Origin of the sequence: Bacillus thuringiensis (assembly GCF_001595725.1) — a bacterium.
Lineage (GTDB): Bacteria > Bacillota > Bacilli > Bacillales > Bacillaceae_G > Bacillus_A > Bacillus_A thuringiensis_K.
This window is the reverse complement of record NZ_CP014283.1, coordinates 110358-127957: the sequence shown is the minus strand read 5'-3', so window position 1 is coordinate 127957 and position 17600 is coordinate 110358. Positions and strand designations below refer to the sequence as shown.

The following is a 17600-nucleotide window of genomic DNA, read 5'->3' as shown; positions in this document are numbered from 1 at the left end:
TAATCTTAAGTTTCTTATTTTTGAATTAGCTGTAGAGCTTTCATTTGTTCTAAAAGAATTAAATTGTTTTGTTCAATCATCTTTGCCACTGCTTCGAAGTGAGCTTGATTCTCAAGAACCTCAATCTGCTTCTCTTTAGGGAGTGATTGAAGGATTTCTTTTATTTCTTTACACTCGTATATATTATTCTCCGAGTCTTCGATTAATTTATTACGACGATTGGTGTATTCAAGTGCACCTAAGGTGGCTAATGCGCGAGGATCTAATCCTAGAATTTCCATGTATTCCTCTCCTTTCCTCTACAATAATTCGATAGGGGGAAGGAGATTCCTTTAATGAATTAGTAGAGTCTTTAAATAGCTATACAAATTGTTAATGATTAGTAGACATGTTACCTAACAGGAATGTAATAGAATTAGACTTTACAGAGCTTCTAAAAAAGATTAAAAGAAAAGGGAATCCAGTAATTCTCACTCTTTTTTCTTAAATAATCTACATATGATACGGTTGTTTCCTTTTATCATAAATTTTACATTGGATTCTTTGAGGAAGATTAGGTAGATATAGGATATGGAGGATGAATGAATAGATAAACAAAATGAAAGAGAAATGAAAGAATTACTGGAATTGTTAAGTGGTTATTAGGTAATAAATTTTAAAGTATTTAAGAGTGAGAAGATGTGTATCAATCGTTACTTAAAAAGTAAAAGATTAGTCATTAAATGGAGAGAAGTGTCTAAGTTACTTGTATAGATGAAATAAGGGAGCATATGAAATTAAAGCATGATGAAACATGTTGAAATAAATAGATGGGGATCTCTAGGTAGGTTAAGCAGAGAAATAAGGTATGCTGAGAAAGTAGCTATTGAATTCAAAGAAGTTAAAGTGTGAAAGGTGTCACTTATGTTAACTTGAATATCTACTACTTATTTACTCTATATAAAAAAGCAGCTGCACAAAAGTACAGCTAGTTTTCTTTACAAATTTATATGACTTTAATGACGAATTGAGATTTAGGTATATATAGTAATTGAGCTGTTAAGGAAGTTGTTGTATTAGCAAATGGGTATGCTTCCTTATAAAGAAAATTACTATACACTATTTCATTCATTTCATAGGTCGTACACAGTTTTTTTAGGATTTTTTGAGAAATTTTATTTGTACAAGCAGCAATAAAATCATAATCTCTTTTACTTATTTCTTGAATGGCATGTGAAAGAAGGGTAGTGACTATACCACTTCCCATCCAATCTGGATGACAAGCGCCCATATCTAAATAAACCAATTTTTCTTTATCTAAATGAGAAAACTCAATAGATTCTGTCTCTAATGTATCTAAAAGTTGAAAAATAGGTTCCATTTGCGGGCATAGTTCAATCGCTTTCTCTGTATCTATTAGTGGCTGGGTTAATTTTTTTGTTAAAAGAACTCCAACAATTTGAAAATTTTCTATTGCTACAAATGACATAGCTTGAGATACAGCTTGTTTCATCATTTCTTCGCACATTTTGTGAAAAGGAGCAAAAGGAATTTGTAAACTGCTTACAAGAGGTTCATTATTCACAAAAGAATGTGCAAGTAAATGTGCTGCATCTTTCACATGGTGTGTATCAAGTAGCTCTATATTCATATGTTTTTCCTCTTTCCTGATATAGTTAATAGTAATTAAAAGGATTAAAAATTTTATTTCATTTAGTTAAGTTTAACTATTAAAGCGCTAACAAATATGATTATTAAACATATGAATAGATCTGTTTAGTAGCAATCGAAATATATTCATAAAGAAATGCTACGACCTCATCTAAACATTCAACAGTTGTATATGGGGAGATAGAAAAGAATTTTAAAGTAGAAATCGAATTTCTATCACAACTGTTTATTGCGTCTACTACACATGAACGAGTTGTATCGCCTAAAAATATTTGATCGCGATTTTTTCCTAGATAATTAAATAGTTCTATATTTAACCGATTTGTATCCTCAATTTCTTCTTTTGTTGCAAGACCTATTCGTTCTTTTTCCCAATTCTCTTGGCCATCTCCATTCATATAGAACCGAAAAGTTGTAATTGGTCCATATGTAAAATCATTTGTGATTGCGACTTGAGGGAGGGCCTTGCGCAACTTCTCTCTAAATAATAGATTTACACGAATATAATTTGCTAATAATTTTTGATATCCTTCAATTCCAAAGGCTAATAGATTGATATACATGGGAATAGCACTACCAGATCGTGAACATTCTAAGGTATAGCCTGTATGATAACTTCCATATGACCTATTACCAAGATAAGGTGTGTCATCTTGTTCAATGTCCATCAGTTGTAAATCAGTATGATTTTTTACGATTAAAATACTTGAAGCATAAGGTGTTTGTCCTAATTTATGAAAATCAAAACATACACTATCAGCAAGTGCCATGTATTGCATTTTATCTTGTACGTATAGTAAAGCATTTTTTAAGTTAGGTTCAAATGAAAGTGGATTTTCTTCGAAATTATAATTATTAAAGAAACTATAGAATCCACCCATTGCAGAATCCGCATGGATATAAATAGGTTTTAATTTATATTTTTTTTGTATTGCTTCAGCGCTCTCTTTAATTTTCTTTATATCATCAATGGTAAAAGTATCTGTTGACCCCATAGTAGCTAGAATATAAAGGGGGATACCACCATTATTAATAACTTGTATCATCTTTGCCTCTAAATCATCTATATCCATAGAATTTGAATAAGAATCAGTTTTCACTTTAATTAAGTGATTTGATCCAATGCCAGTTGCTTCAGCTGACTTTAATAAACTATAGTGTGCATTCTCAGAAGCAAAGCAATATACATTTTGTGGAGCACCATATTCTTTTGCTAATGGGAATTGTTTAGAAATTGCTAAACGTAAGCTCGAAAATACACAACCTTGTCCACCCCATGTTGTATAACCGCCGCTATTATGCGGATTATAACCAATCAGTTTTGAAAGCATGGATACAACTTTTACTTCTGCTTCTGCTGCCCCTGGGCCGTAGACATCCCAAACACCATTACCATTTAAAAGAGCCATGGTTAGTTGACCCAATAATGACGGAATACTTGGTAGTGGTACGGCGTTCGATAAGTAGTATTTATTTGGATAAGGATGGCCATTCATAAATTGGTTTAGCTCTTCTATAACCTCAGACATAGTGATGCCAGCTAGTGGAATATGACTTTGGTGAATTAAGCCATTGTAGTATCCTTCTGATTTTTCCTCACATTTACCTAAAGTAGCTCGCTCTTCATTTTTTAATCGGTCAAGATTTTTAATTATTTTCTGCATAGATTCTAATAAAAGTTGTTGTTTTTCTTCATTTCCGTCAACGCTCGGAAATAATTTTAAAATATCTTGCATGCAGTCACTTCTCCTTGTGAAAAACTGGATTTTTATTTTACTTGGTTAAACATAAGGGTTTAATAATTTGTAATTGCCATTTTGAATACTTAGAAATGAGGAGCTATTTAGAAAAAAATGTAATTCCATAGAAGATTATATGAATTATAAAATTTAAAGTAAAGAAAAATTTTTTGATTTATTTCAAAAAAATTAATTGTGAGATAATGAAGTTTCTAAAAATATTTCTGAATTAATTGTTTATTTGGTTTGCATGATGCCCTAGCATGTATTCAACTAGTGTAGTAGATATTTTAATATAATGTAGAATGCATAATAAGGTAGTTGAATAAAAGAGTTCAACTACCTTATAAACTGTAGATATTGTTGGGAAAAGAGAAAAAAATAGGGTGGAAGTGTTAAAGATATGTTCTAGTGGAGAAGAAGTAGTAGTATGGATTTTGTAGAAAAATCAGCATAATTTTTGTAGGTGAATAATGATTTGATTAAAGCTTTTTAATGAATTCAATTTCATTATCTAATAATAATGGACGAGTTAAGTGTGAAGAGTTTTCTTCAACCTGAGTAGAATTTTTTGCACCAGGAATAGCAACTGAAACGGCTGGGTGACTTAAAACATAACGTAAAGCAACTTGCGCTAAACTTCGATTTGAACGTACAAGTGAACGTAATTTCTCTACTGTGTGTAAGCTATCTTTAAACCACTTTTCTTTTGGCCAATCTTTTCTTAAATCATCGTCTGGAAATTGAGTTTCATGATTAAATTTCCCAGTTAAAATTCCCATCTTAAGTGGACCTCTTATCACAGCACCTAAATTATGTTTTTCAATATAAGGAAGGATGTCTTTTTCAGGTTCTTTATTCAGAATACTATAATCGAATTGTACAACATCTAAATCATCATTCTGATTAAAATGTTTAATATAATCTAAATCATTAGTAGAAACGCCAACAGCTCTTACTTTGCCAGATTTTTTTAAGGTTTGGAAAGCTTGTAGAAAGGCTTCTGTTTCTTCCGGTTTATCCCACCAAATATGACAAAAGTACACATCTATATAATCCGTTTTAAGCCGCAGTAAACTAGCCTCAAACGCATCAATGATCTTTTGAGGATCTCCATAAACGGCTGGTTGATTTGGGTCATAATGATGACCAATTAATCCACCTTTTGTAGAAAGGATTATATCTTGCCTGCGATTATTTATAGCTTTTGCAACTAGTGTTTCACTATGACCTAGTCCATAAACGTCAGCAGTGTCAATAAAATTAACCCCTAGATCAATCGCTTTCTCAATTGCATCAAGTGATTCATTATCTTTTACTGCTCCCCATTCATCTCCACCAATTGCCCAAGAACCGAATCCTATCTCTGAAACTATTAATCCTGTGTTACCTAATAATCTATATTCCATTATGTACGGACTCCTCCTTTACAGTGTATGTTATTAGCAGTATATATAGTGACCACTTGGAATATTCTTGAATTTATTTTCGGAGAATAAATTAGGCAATTTACTTTAATAAATATATGCAAGAATACTGTATAAAAAGAAATTAGAATTATTAGTGAAATGGTTTTTTATGCTTAAATTGAATAAAAGTATGAACTGTTACAGTATAAATATGAGTTTTATTCATAATTTTAATAACTATGCAATAAGTAAAATAAATGTTGAATTTAGTCGGAAAATATAGATTTACAAATTGCAGAATATGTACATATAGTTGTAACTGTAAATATTATCCGTTTTCAAATATTTATAAAAGGAGAAATTCATATGAAAGAAATACAAGAGAAATATGAAATTGTAGAAAAATTGGATGCAACGGTAGGCCAAGAAGCATTATGGATAGCTCATCAAATGGAAATAGAAAAAGGAATGAACAATGAACCGATTATAATAAAGCTAAAAGGAAAACTTCAGATAGAGGTTTTGGAGAAAGCGCTTACTGTAATAGTGCAATCACATCCGGCGCTACGTACAATATTTAAGAAGAGGGATGAAAAAATAAATCAATTAATTCAAAAGAATGTAGAATTTGATATACCAATTAAGGATTTAACTGCCTTTAAAAACACAGAACAAAAATCTATTTTTAAAAATTTCTTAGAATCTATAGTGAATGAGAAATTTAGTTTAGAAGAGGGGCCTTTGTTTAAATTCAACATCATTAAATTCAGTGAAGATACATTTATTTTACATTTAATGTTTCATCACATTATTTACGATGGATGGAGTTTAGGAGTTTTCATCCGACAATTATCTAATACGTATGGTGAATTACTTCAAGAGAAGACGAATGTAGAATTTGAATCTCCTTATAAGAACCTCGTAGAGTATGAGGAGGGTTTTATTGATAGTGCAATATATAAAGAAGGATCATCGTATTGGAAAGATTATTTACAAGGTGAGTTAACTCCTACAGAGTTTCCTATTGATTTTAATAAAATGAATGAAAAGAGATACACAGATAAAAATATAAGTAAGAATATTAATTCGGATTTATTTTATCAAATACAATGTTTTGCTAAAAAAAATAATATAAGTATTTATCGAGTAATGTTAAGTACTTATTGTACCTTGCTTCATCAAATGACAAATGCTGAAGAAATAATTGTTGGTATTCCAATTAATACTAGACCACATACAGAAGAACGAAATACTTTTGGTTATTTTGTTAATACAGTACCTATACGTATAACAATAGAAAAGGGAGAGACATTTAAGGGGATACTTAATAAAGTTAATAAATCTATTCATCTAGCTATTACGTATAAACATAATCCTTACTCACATATAGTAAAAGATTTAAATCTAAATACAAATACAAATCATAATATGGTATATTCCACAGCATTTAATACGATGAAGATACCGGAATTAAAAATTCCTGATATTGAGTCAACAGTTTTAACAGATTGTAAAAGAGTAAATCCTTTTAACATGACCTGGAGAATAATGAGATATGAAGGGGAAACAGAGAATAAAATTGAGATTGACTATAACTCAGCATTATATAAACCAGAGAGTATTAGTGATTTAGTCGAAAGATATATATATTTGTTACAAAAACTAATGAAGAATGTGAACGAACCTATCCATTCATTGGATTTACTTTTAGAGAAAGATCATCGTCTATACAAAGAAATGAACTCAAATGCTCTTACATATCCTCATTCAAAAACACTAGATCAATTAATTGATTTACAAGCATTAAAATCGCCAAATCAAATAGCAATTTCTATGGGGGATAAATCCATTACCTATTATGAATTGCATCAAAGGTCAAATCAAATAGCGAATTATTTACGTGAAAATGATTTGAAAAAGGGACAACGTGTAAGTATTACAATGGAGAGAGAGATTGATACCATTGTATGGATTCTAGGCATCTTAAAATCAGGTGGAGTTTATGTACCAATTGATCCAAAGTTTCCTGAAAAAAGAATAGAATACATCTTAAAAGATAGCGAAAGTCAAATGATTATTACAAAGAAAGAATATAGAGGATTGATTGAAAGTTTTGCAATTCATACAATTTATCTAGATGATATTCATTACGCTAATTCTATAGAAAATATTGCGCCTACACATACCATAGAAGATGCAGCTTATATTATCTACACGTCAGGTTCAACAGGTTTGCCAAAAGGAGTCGTTGTACCACATAAAGGCGTAGTTAATTTATCATATTCAGTAATCAATACATTTCATTTAGGCAAAGAAGATGTGTTTTTACAATTTGCAACGATCATTTTTGACGCCTCCATTATGGAAATATTTCCGATTTTGCTATGTGGAGGGAGAATGCATTTAATTTCTGAAATCGAAAAACGTTCAGCAGAGGAATTTATAAATGTAATTCAAAAGAATGGTATTACATATGTAGTTTTACCAACTGCATTTTTTAAATTAATAGCTGATATGCCAAAAGAAATGTTACTTAAATTAAAATCTGTAAAACGTGTATTTGTAGGAGGGGAAACTTTACCTGCTGAATCAGTTCGTAAATGGCAAAGTAAATTAGGGTTAAAGATTCCAGTTCTTAATGCATATGGTCCTACTGAAACTACTGTATGTGCAACCATGTATGAAGTAAATGGTGAGATACAAAAAGAAATCTCTAATATCCCAATAGGTAAACCAATTGCTAATAGTGAAGTTTTCGTGGTTAGTCCGTTTAATACGTTATGTCCGTCAGGTGTAGTAGGTGAGTTATTTATTGGCGGTGATGGAGTTGCCAACGGATATTTAAATCAAAAGGAAAAAACAAAAGAGGTGTTTATTTCTTTTGATAAATCCCAAAATCTTGATAAAAAGATGTATCGTACTGGAGATTTAGTACGTCTTTTACCGAATGGAAATTTAGAATTTATCGGAAGGAAAGATAATCAAGTAAAAATACGTGGGTATAGAATTGAGCTTGATGAAATCGAAGGAACATTATTTAAACATCCAGAGGTGAGAGATGCTGTAGTATTCACTTATCAAAACGACAAAATTGTTAGTTTTTATTTATCAAAAGACAATACAGAACTAAAACAAGATGCATTAAAAACATTCTTAAGTGAAAGTTTACCAGATTTTATGATTCCAAATTATGTATTTCACCTTGAAAGTTTTCCTGTATCACCAAGCGGGAAACTAGATAGAAAAAAATTAGAATTACAAATCCCATCTTTACTTGCAAACATGCAGAAGCAATATGTTCCACCGATAAATGAAACAGAAAAAAGATTGGCAAAAACATGGGCAGAGATTTTAAATTTAGAGAAATATAGAATCGGCAGAGATGATGACTTTTTTAAACTTGGGGGACATTCATTAATTGCTGTGCAAGTGTTAAATCAAATTCAAAAAGAGTTTCATCTAAAAATTGAAATTAGAGATATTTTTGAGCATACAACGATTGCTAGTCTATCTGCTTACATCGATAAATTAATGACTGTAAATCATGATAGGGAAGAACAGGAGAAGCAAGTATTAAAAGTTGCAGATAAGGAAAGTTATCAATTATCAAGTGCTCAAAAAAGAATCTGGTTTTTAAATAAGTATAATGCCATTAATAGAGTATATGATACACCACTACACATATATATTGAGCCGAGTTTAAAAAAGGATATTTTACAAGATACCATAAGATTTTTAGTTGAACGACACGAGATGCTACGAACAGTGTTTATTGAAAGAAATGGGGAGCCTAGACAAGTCATCTTAAACTCAATAGCGATAGACTTGATTCACGATGAGATTGAACACATGTCTAAAAAAGAACAACAAGAATATATACGTACAACAATAAATCAAACGGATCATACACCATTTGATTTAGAAAATGGCCCTCTTTTTAGGATTAGAATTTTTAATCTGAATAAGAAAAAGTCTTATTTATATATCAATTTACATCACATTATTACAGATGAGTGGAGTGTAAGGAATTTATTAGATGAATTAATGAAGGTATATAGTGCCTTTGCAAAACGTAGAAATCCTGAGTTGCCAACTATCTCTAATCGATATGTAGATTATGCTGAGTGGGAACAGGAGCAGTTAAATTTAGGTCGGTGGGATACGGAAAAATCTTATTGGATGGCCGAACTTGCAGCACCTCTTCCTATACTAAATCTTCCTTTAGATTTTAGTAGGAATCGTCAAAGTACAAATAAGGGTACAGTATTTGAAATGAAGTTAGATAATGAAATGAAAGAGTCTTTGAAACAAGTATGTGAACAAGAGAATGTTTCTATGTATATGCTATTTTTAGCAGCGTATTTTCAATTGTTACATTATCTAACGGATCAAAAAGATATTATTGTAGGTACACCGGTTGTTGGAAGGAATCATCAAGAATTTGAACAAATACAAGGATTTTTTGTAAATACCCTAGCAATTAGAACACAATTAAATGATGTGAAAAATTTAACACAGCTATTACAAGTAGTGAGAGAAAAATGTTTGAATTCTTTCCAAAATCAATCGTACCCATTTGATAAAGTAATTGAACAAATAAATCCTGATAGAAGCTTTGGAAATAACCCGATCTTTTCTACTATGTTTAGTTATCAGAAAGATATTCTGCAGCAACATGATGCGTACAAGCTTCGATTGTTACCTAATAAACAAGATATTAGTAAATTTGACATTTCTTTAGCTGTTGAAGAAGGATTGGATTATGTAGGGATTTCATTTGAGTATGATATTAATCTTTTCAAGGAAGAGTCAATTAATAGGTTTACTCAAAATTTACTTACTATACTGGACGCCTTTATTCATCAACGAACAGTAGCATATGAAAATCTTTCATTCCTATCACAGGAAGAAGAATCTTTATATAAAAAGGTAAATCATACAGAAAGACCATATCCTTATTTTCAAAATATACAGGAGCAATTCTATATGCAAGTAAATAGACAACCCGATCGGATTGCTATAGCGACTGCAACGGAATCTTTAACATATAGACAATTAAATATGAGCTCTAATCAAGTAGCTCAACATTTACTCGAAAAAGGTATAAAAAGAGGTGATAAGGTAGCCATATTTTTAGATAGAAGTATGAATAGTATCGTTTCTATGCTTGGAATATTAAAAGCCGGTGCTGCCTATATACCAATCGATGTAAAATACCCTGAGGATAGAATAAATTATATAGTTCGTGATAGTGAGGCATGTAGAATTATCACGAATAATAAATACAAAAGTTATTTGAATGTAAGTGATTATAATGTTTCAATAATAGAGGATATATATCGTACGACTATAAATGATGATGTGAAAATTTTAAATAGACCAGATGACTTGGCATATGTAATTTATACTTCAGGATCAACAGGAAAACCAAAAGGTACATTATTAACGCATAAAGGAGTATTAAATTTAGTTGAATGGAGAAATGAAGTATTTCAGATTTCTCCAAATGATAAAGTAACACAGTTTTATTCCCATAGTTTTGATTCTTCTGTATCGGAAATTTTTTCAACCTTGTTAAATGGGGCAGAACTATATGTATTAAGTGATGAACAGCGCTATTCAACTGTCGCATATGCACAAGCCATTCAAGAAACACAAGCAACTATTTCTGACTTACCAACAGTATTTTTCAATGAATTATCGACTTCATTAACTAAACTGGATAGCGAAAAGATACGTTCTTTAAGATTTATAATAATGGGAGGGGAAGCTGCATCAACAAATGCCATTAGAAGTTGGCAAAATACTTTTAAAAACCAAGTACAGTTGGTAAATGAGTATGGCCCTACTGAAGCAACCGTTTCAGCAATGTATTATTTCATACCAGTTTTAGAAGGCGACAATAATCTTTTAGGAAGCATACCAGTTGGTATTCCTATTTCTAATACAAAGGTTCATATATTGAATTCATATATGCAACATTGTCCGGTAGGGGCTATAGGTGAATTATATATTGAAAGTTTAGGATTGGCCCAAGGGTATTGGAAGCAGGAAGAGAAAACAAAACAGGCATTTATTTCAAACCCATTTTCAGAAGACAATAGCAAAAGATTATACCGAACTGGTGATTTAGCAAGATGGTTACCAAATGGAAATATAGAATTTATGGGAAGAAAAGATAAGCAGGTTAAAATTAGAGGGCACAGAATTGAGTTAGGGGAAATAGAAGATGCAATGTTACAACTTGATGGGATAAGTCAGGCTGTGGTAACACAAACGAAAGATGGAATGTTACTGCAAGCTTATTATAAAACAGTGGACGGTATAGGGGTAGAGAAAAATAAGGTAGCTTTCCATTTATCAAATGTATTGCCAGAATATATGATCCCTAAATATTACTCTCATGTGTTAGAAATACCAATAACGGCGAATGGGAAAATTGATTTTGAAAAATTGCCAGAAATAGAGTTTGATAATGAACAAAAGGATGAGTGTATACTTAAGCCTCAAACTAAAGTGCAAAAAAGCATTGCAAAGGTATGGTCTGAAGTTCTAAACGTAAAATCTATAGGTTTAAAAGACGATTTCTTTAATTTGGGTGGACATTCTTTAAAAGTTATGCCGGCATTAGTCAAATTAAAACCGTTATACCCTAACTTGAAAATTCAAGATTTCTTTAAGTATAGAACCATAGAAAAATTAGCCTCTCATATTGAAAAGATGGAAGATATGTCTTTCAAGAAAGAGAAAAATATGAATGTAGCATGTATGGAAAATGAAACGAAAACGACTCCTGTTTATGAAACAACTAAAATAGAAGAATGTGAGTTAGATATGGTGAATTATCCAAAAACAGTTTTCCTTACAGGGTCAACAGGATATTTAGGAGCACATATTTTAGAACGGTTATTACAGTTACCATCTACGACTATTTACTGTTTAGTAAGAAAAAATGAGGATCAAGTAATTGGTGCAAAGTTAAAAGAAAGAATGGAGTTATATTTCGGTAAAGAAATCCTCCAAAAGTTGAAGGAGAGAGTAGAATTAATTGAAGGAGATTTATCTTTGATGAATCTAGGTCTAGATTCAAAGCAATTGGACCATTTAAAGAATAGGATAGAGTCAATCATACATTGTGGTGGAGAAGTTAGACACTATGGAGAACGTGAGCATTTTCAAAAGGTAAATGTTCAATCTACAAAATACTTATTGGAATTAGCTAAGAACACAAATGCACGTTTTCATTATATATCGACTTTAAGTGTAGTAGGTCAGGCTGAAAGCGATCCAAAAGAATTTGAATTCTTTGAGTCTAATTTTGATAGAGGGCAAAATTTAGATAATCTGTACCTGGAAAGTAAGTTTCAAAGCGAGAAAATGGTCAGAGAAGCAATGGGAAAAGGAGTTCGTGCCACGATATACCGTGTGGGGAATTTAGTGGGTAACTCTAAAACAGGTAAATTTCAATACAATATTAATGAAAACGCATTTTATAGATTATTAAAAGGGATATGCCTATCTAGCATAGCTCCTGACGTTAATACGTATGTAGATTTAACGCCTGTAGACTATGGAAGTTTAGCTATTACTGAATTATCTTATAAGGCCAATACAGTAAATAAAACCATGCATATTTGTAATCCACATCAGCTTAAATGGGACCAATTTATTAATAGTTTACAAGCTTTTGGATACGATATCCTGTTAATGAAACAAGAGAAGTATATAGAGAAGTTTTTTAATACGAATCTAACTACTGATGAACAGAAAGCTTTAGAGCTCATAATGCCTTTATTAGAATCTGTAGAAGAGCTATCAGTAGCTATACCATCTTGTTTATACACGCAAGGATATTTGAAGAATGTACATTGTTTAGAGCCAAATCAAGAGTATATCAATTTGTTATTAAACTATGCTATGAGTATAGGGTATTTACCATTAATTAAAGAACCAATACTGTTGTAGTATATTCTATCGATTTTGAGCAAAAAAGAACCTGTTTTCCATTGAGAACAGGTTCTTTTTCTGGAAAGATAACTACTTAGTGGTACGGAACAGATTTCTTCTCAAGAGGGTTGGGAACGCACTATTGAAAATATGAATATACAATTATGCGTTTTTTATAGTAATAAAATCTGATATATAGTTGAAAAGTTTTTGATAGATGGTTTTAAATTATCTTTAAAAATTGAAGGTGATACCTTGAAGTTAAACGACATTTAAAACATTGTTTAATTTATGGATTCTAGAGGGGGGGAGATAAGTTGAGGGAAAATGAAAACATATCAACGAAAGAAAAGATTTTGAATACAACATTGGAGTTAATTAAAGACGAAGGTTTGTAAAGGTATTCAATGAAAAAAACGTTTATAAAATAAACTTAATCACCTTTATAAACTTGATATTCCAATGTTTCGTACATAATCCCTTTCTGTTTATAAAGATATACCTTTATAAACTGTATAATTCTTTTGAATACAATATTTTTCTTTGTATAAATAGATTAAAAAATATTTATATAAAATTATCTCCTTAATTGTGTTTTGGATCATACTTCTATTAATTACAGAAAAATCTATAAATAATAGAGGGAGTTTTACATATATTTACATTACAATTGTTTATGGTTATTATTAATTTGAATTAATATTCTGAATAAAAGGGGATGTTAAAATGTTCAAGAAATTATTAGTGGGAACAGTAGCAACAGGAATTATGCTGTCTGGTGTGGGAAATACGTTTGCTGCTGAGACAAGTACATTAAATAATTATTCTAATAATGTAGTAGAAAAAAGCATTAAAAGTAAACAAAGTAGTGCATCTGTTAATGTTGAAATAAGAAGTAACGGCAATGTTAGATTTCTTGCTGAAAATTTAGCAAATAGATTTGAAAATAAATACTATGATGAAATTATCTTTACAATCGAAGATCCTGGAAATAGGGATTATTTAAAAAGAATTGATCGAGAACAGGAAATAATCTCTGTGACACCAGGGAAAAGTACCTTATCTGGAAACCAAGCACGAATTACATATGGCACAAAAGAAGAGCTTCTTGATCACCTGTACAACATTCATAATAATATGGGATATGATATGCCAAATGATGAAATTATGATTTATGCATACGCAAAGCCCTCAAACGATAGTAAATATTGGCCTTTAAAACCGTTTAAATTACAAGTAAATGATTTGTATTGATAAAATATTATTTTGTTGATTTGGATATACTTTCTTATTATTTTATATAACCTGTCAATCAAGAGCAAGTTGTGCTCAAGTACTACTTATTTTGTTTATTTTTTATTGAAGCTCCGTATATACGGGCTTCTTTTTTGTATAAAGGGGGGGGGGGCATCCTTTATGTATATAAAGCATGAAGAAGATTTTGAATTCTGGTAGACTTGGTAAAATCCCGTTTTACATGTTTACAATCTTATTCAAGGTATGGTATGTTACCAAATTCCATTCTGTTAAACATGATAAATCCATTAACTCATTTCGTTGTGCCTCTGACAGTAATTGTTTAACTCCCATTGTTTCCCCATTGCTCCTTTATAAGAGTTTCATTTTATTTTTTAACTGCAGTTGATTTGGATATGTGTAAAGTAATGTTGTAAGGATGTTAGAATGCCTAGCTGATTCGCAACTTCGTGAATACTAAATCCTTTTTAATTGTATTGGTACAGAAGAAGTGTCGTAACTGGGCTTCTATAGCTAATTAATTAAGTGTAGCGGGAGACATATATCGATATAGCTCTTCGGCAAATAAAGATAACTCTTGTTTTTGTTGCATATTCATAAAAAGCACGTCACCCTTTCTCATTAACATAAGAAAATAGTAACGTGCTTTTAACTTTAAAAATAGTCTAAATGCCTAAGTTGATGGACATGTGTTCCTTCCCCTTTAACTATGTAATACAAACTACTACCGTCTACATCTACCATGAGCATGTATGGAATCACCCCGAAAATTTAATAAAAGTTACTAATTCCATATGTATTTCAATCTTTATAATTGATCTTAGTAGCAAGAAATATGTTCAATTTCTTTGAAATTCATTATATCTTTCATTTTTCATAAAAATTTATTTTTATTTTAATCATAATTTCTATTGTTTTAGTAAAACATAGAATTGATGTGAAAAAGGAGGAATAAAATATGCAATTAGCTACACATGAATTACGTGATTTAAGTGAATTAATTGCTGGTTGTTATAATACAATTAACATGATGAGTACATACATTCAGCAAGCACAAGATCCAGAATTAAAACAATTATTGCAACAACATTTTCCATTACATGTGCAGGATTATAATTTAAAAGTTGAATTCGTACAGAGTCAAAGTGAACCAAATATTGAAAAATTTCAGCCATCTAAGTTAACGTCTGTACTATCTTCTTACTTAAAAACACCTGTTGAAGAGTTGCCACCTGTTACTCCGGATGTAAACGGAGTAACACCTAATGACCGAGCAATTGCAACTGGATACTTATTAAATCAAAAGTCGGCAGCTTTAAATTATGCTGGTTCTGTATTAGAATGTGCAAACCCTAGCTTAAGAACATTCTTAGAAAATGCTTTCTTAAATAGTGGTAGACATGCATACGATGTATGGCAATATATGGTCAAAAAAGGATATTATCCATTATCTACAGCTCCAGAATCAGAAGTGCAAACTTTAGCTAATATATACCAACCTGTTAGTCAATCTTTTTAAGCATACAATTAATTTTGAATTCATGTAATTTGATTTAAATACTGTTAAGAATCTTAATTTAAAAAAAAGAGGATACTCAATTAGAAACCGCTTGTTTTTTACTTAGGAATTTTTTATTTCAAATGGCCTGTTAGGATGTTAAATGGTGAGTAGTTCAATTTAATATAAAATAATAAAAACCAAACAAATATTTGTTTGGTTTTTATTATTTTATATCAAGAGAGGCAATCTATTTCAAGTATCTATATTGCTTCATATAAATAAATTTCCCAAGCCGATGTCTTTGATGTAAATATTTTTTCAAGAGATAAATTGTTTTCTGCTGTATTTTCAATTGGGACAGCAGAAAATATGTAACGACCACCCATTTTTTTGAAATGCTCTATATTTAGTTCTACATTTTTCAAGCGTCTGTTTGATTTTTTTGTAAACATATAGTGTTTTCCAAGTTCCTCGGTAAAAATATAACAGCGACCACCCCATTCGTCAAAATATGTACGAAGCGTTTCATTTTTCGCTAGTTCCTTCTCGATTATTTTTCGGAATTCATATTTATACGATAGAGGATAAAAATTATTGTATGTATCAAGTGTATAGAATCCATTGTACTGAGCGATAGCAGGATGTAAACCAATATTAGCGACACGGTACTGTTCTAAAGGTAAATCGATATACTCTTTTATCTTCTGGAATTGTTCTTCTGCAAAAAATTCCTTTACTGAAGGTTTATTTTGAAAAATAATTTCCTCATTATAAAAGCTTAACAAAATAATTTGAGCAATCACAAAACCTGTTACAGTGGGTCTCCATATTTTCCCTTGTAACCATAAAACTTTTAATCCAAGAGCGAATAAAACATAGATAACTAACGGGCGTAAAAAATGATAACGTGCAAAATTAAATGTATCTAAAATGTGAAAACGTTTTGTTAATGGAAGCCAACCTTTATAAAACCAAAAAGCATACCAAATTGACAAAGCTATGTTAAACAAAAACAAAAAAACAAAGACTTTTTCTTGCTTCCATTGTTTCTTAATAATAATAAAATACAACGCAATAAGTATGACAGGTAAAATAACAAATGTATGGACTGTCATGACATGGGTATGTCCTAGAAGGAAATTTTTCAATGTGAGACGGAGAGATCGCCATAACGATAATCTTGCATGAAAATATTCATCTCTACTGTTAGGTGCAGTAGATAAAAAGAAGGAAGATACTAAGCGATATTCTACAATCATGTAAATGAGCGTCATATAAATAATTGAAAAAAGAAAACGAAAGTTCCATTCTTTTTTTATTACTAAGTCCACTAACCAAAGGACTCCCATTCCGCTTAAAAAAAAGAAAAAACCTAAAACAATACTCGAGTATAGAGGAATAAGAGTGAGTACGAAATAGTTCTTCCACGACCTTTCTCCTTTTCGAATATTTAAAAATGCCCAAAGTGCAAGAGGCATTCCGAGAGTACTAAGCATTCCTGACGGCCAGAAAGGAGTAAGAGCAAAAGCTAATGAAACTCCTACTGCAATGACCCTCCATTCCTCTCTAGGTAAAAAATGTTGTTTTAAAAGAACATACATCCCTATAAATGCAACCACTCTTGTAATCGTTTGACTCAATGCATACGCAACCATATTTGGAAAAAAAGCATACAACCAAACGATACCACTAAATTCCGTACTAAATGCGTTTCTTGACAATTGATTGTTTATCACCTGTGGAATGGTAGCATCAATCGGACCTATTATCTCTCCGCTCCTTGCCAAAACCTTATACCAGGACAGATTGGAATCAAGATTATCATGAACGCGAATATGCGCATTTTCTCCAAGAATAAATAAAGGAGACAAATAAAGAATGAGTATGATTGCTGCAAAAACCAGTAACTTTATTTCTTTGTTATTCTGTTTTAAAAACATTGAAAACACCTCGAAAAATTTCAAAAAGTTTATTTATAAAATTTCCTAAACGAAAGAAATTATTCCTGGGTTAATAAGATGTTGTGATTTATATAAATTAAGAAACTTCTTGTATAAACTTAAGTGTGAAAGAGGGAAGAATACCGGAGGGAAATGG

General features: G+C 30.9%; 8 protein-coding genes and 2 pseudogenes. 4 read left to right on the top strand and 6 right to left on the bottom strand.

All coding sequences use genetic code 11. The features are described from left to right. Nucleotides 1-14: 14 nt before the first annotated feature. From AXW78_RS33175 to AXW78_RS26695, 4 genes are all read right to left on the bottom strand, one after another. Entirely contained in the window at nt 15-281 is a 267-nt protein-coding gene (locus tag AXW78_RS33175; RefSeq protein ID WP_000404243.1) for a hypothetical protein, read from the bottom strand. Nucleotides 282-985: 704 nt separating this feature from the next. Next, nucleotides 986-1630: a GNAT family N-acetyltransferase gene (locus tag AXW78_RS26705; RefSeq protein ID WP_061884904.1), complete on the bottom strand. Its 645-nt coding sequence runs from the start codon at nt 1628-1630 to the stop codon at nt 986-988. 103 nt (nt 1631-1733) lie between these two features. Next, nucleotides 1734-3386: a pyridoxal phosphate-dependent decarboxylase family protein gene (locus tag AXW78_RS26700; protein ID WP_061884903.1), complete on the bottom strand. Its 1653-nt coding sequence runs from the start codon at nt 3384-3386 to the stop codon at nt 1734-1736. Nucleotides 3387-3871: 485 nt separating this feature from the next. Further along, the gene (locus AXW78_RS26695) at nt 3872-4798 is read right to left on the bottom strand and encodes an aldo/keto reductase (RefSeq protein WP_061884902.1); all 927 of its coding nucleotides are present in this window, start codon (nt 4796-4798) and stop codon (nt 3872-3874) included. Between the two features lie 366 nt (nt 4799-5164). Between AXW78_RS26695 and AXW78_RS26690 the strand changes: the two genes are divergently transcribed. From AXW78_RS26690 to AXW78_RS34985, 3 genes and pseudogenes are all read left to right on the top strand, one after another. Then, entirely contained in the window at nt 5165-12763 is a 7599-nt protein-coding gene (locus tag AXW78_RS26690; RefSeq protein ID WP_061884901.1) for a non-ribosomal peptide synthetase, read from the top strand. 299 nt (nt 12764-13062) lie between these two features. Further along, nucleotides 13063-13137, top strand: a pseudogene (locus AXW78_RS34020) (TetR/AcrR family transcriptional regulator); the annotation flags it as partial. Between the two features lie 334 nt (nt 13138-13471). Next, complete coding sequence (locus AXW78_RS34985) at nt 13472-13999, top strand: hypothetical protein (protein WP_061884900.1); 528 nt, start codon at nt 13472-13474, stop codon at nt 13997-13999. Nucleotides 14000-14353: 354 nt separating this feature from the next. Here AXW78_RS34985 and AXW78_RS34550 read toward each other — a convergent pair. Further along, nucleotides 14354-14504 (bottom strand): annotated as a pseudogene (locus AXW78_RS34550) (transposase); the annotation flags it as partial. 456 nt (nt 14505-14960) lie between these two features. On the opposite strand from AXW78_RS34550, the gene AXW78_RS26680 reads away from it, so the two are divergent. Then, nucleotides 14961-15521 carry a spore coat protein gene (locus AXW78_RS26680; RefSeq protein WP_061884899.1) on the top strand — a complete coding sequence of 187 codons (561 nt, stop codon included), beginning with the start codon at nt 14961-14963 and terminating at the stop codon, nt 15519-15521. A gap of 242 nt (nt 15522-15763) precedes the next feature. Here the strand turns inward: AXW78_RS26680 and AXW78_RS26675 are convergent, their stop codons facing one another. Beyond that, nucleotides 15764-17443, bottom strand: a complete 1680-nt coding sequence (locus AXW78_RS26675; RefSeq protein WP_081114053.1) for a DUF6044 family protein — start codon at nt 17441-17443, stop codon at nt 15764-15766. Nucleotides 17444-17600 lie beyond the last annotated feature (157 nt).

Excerpts from the sequence above, each read along its gene's own strand:
- AXW78_RS33175 (WP_000404243.1), bottom strand. The coding sequence starts at position 281 with ATGGAAATTCTAGGATTAGATCCTCGCGCATTAGCCACCTTAGGTGCA.
- AXW78_RS26680 (WP_061884899.1), top strand. The coding sequence starts at position 14,961 with ATGCAATTAGCTACACATGAATTACGTGATTTAAGTGAATTAATTGCT.
- AXW78_RS26675 (WP_081114053.1), bottom strand. The coding sequence starts at position 17,443 with ATGTTTTTAAAACAGAATAACAAAGAAATAAAGTTACTGGTTTTTGCA.
- AXW78_RS34985 (WP_061884900.1), top strand. The coding sequence starts at position 13,472 with ATGTTCAAGAAATTATTAGTGGGAACAGTAGCAACAGGAATTATGCTG.
- AXW78_RS26695 (WP_061884902.1), bottom strand. The coding sequence starts at position 4,798 with ATGGAATATAGATTATTAGGTAACACAGGATTAATAGTTTCAGAGATA.
- AXW78_RS26700 (WP_061884903.1), bottom strand. The coding sequence starts at position 3,386 with ATGCAAGATATTTTAAAATTATTTCCGAGCGTTGACGGAAATGAAGAA.
- AXW78_RS26690 (WP_061884901.1), top strand. The coding sequence starts at position 5,165 with ATGAAAGAAATACAAGAGAAATATGAAATTGTAGAAAAATTGGATGCA.
- AXW78_RS26705 (WP_061884904.1), bottom strand. The coding sequence starts at position 1,630 with ATGAATATAGAGCTACTTGATACACACCATGTGAAAGATGCAGCACAT.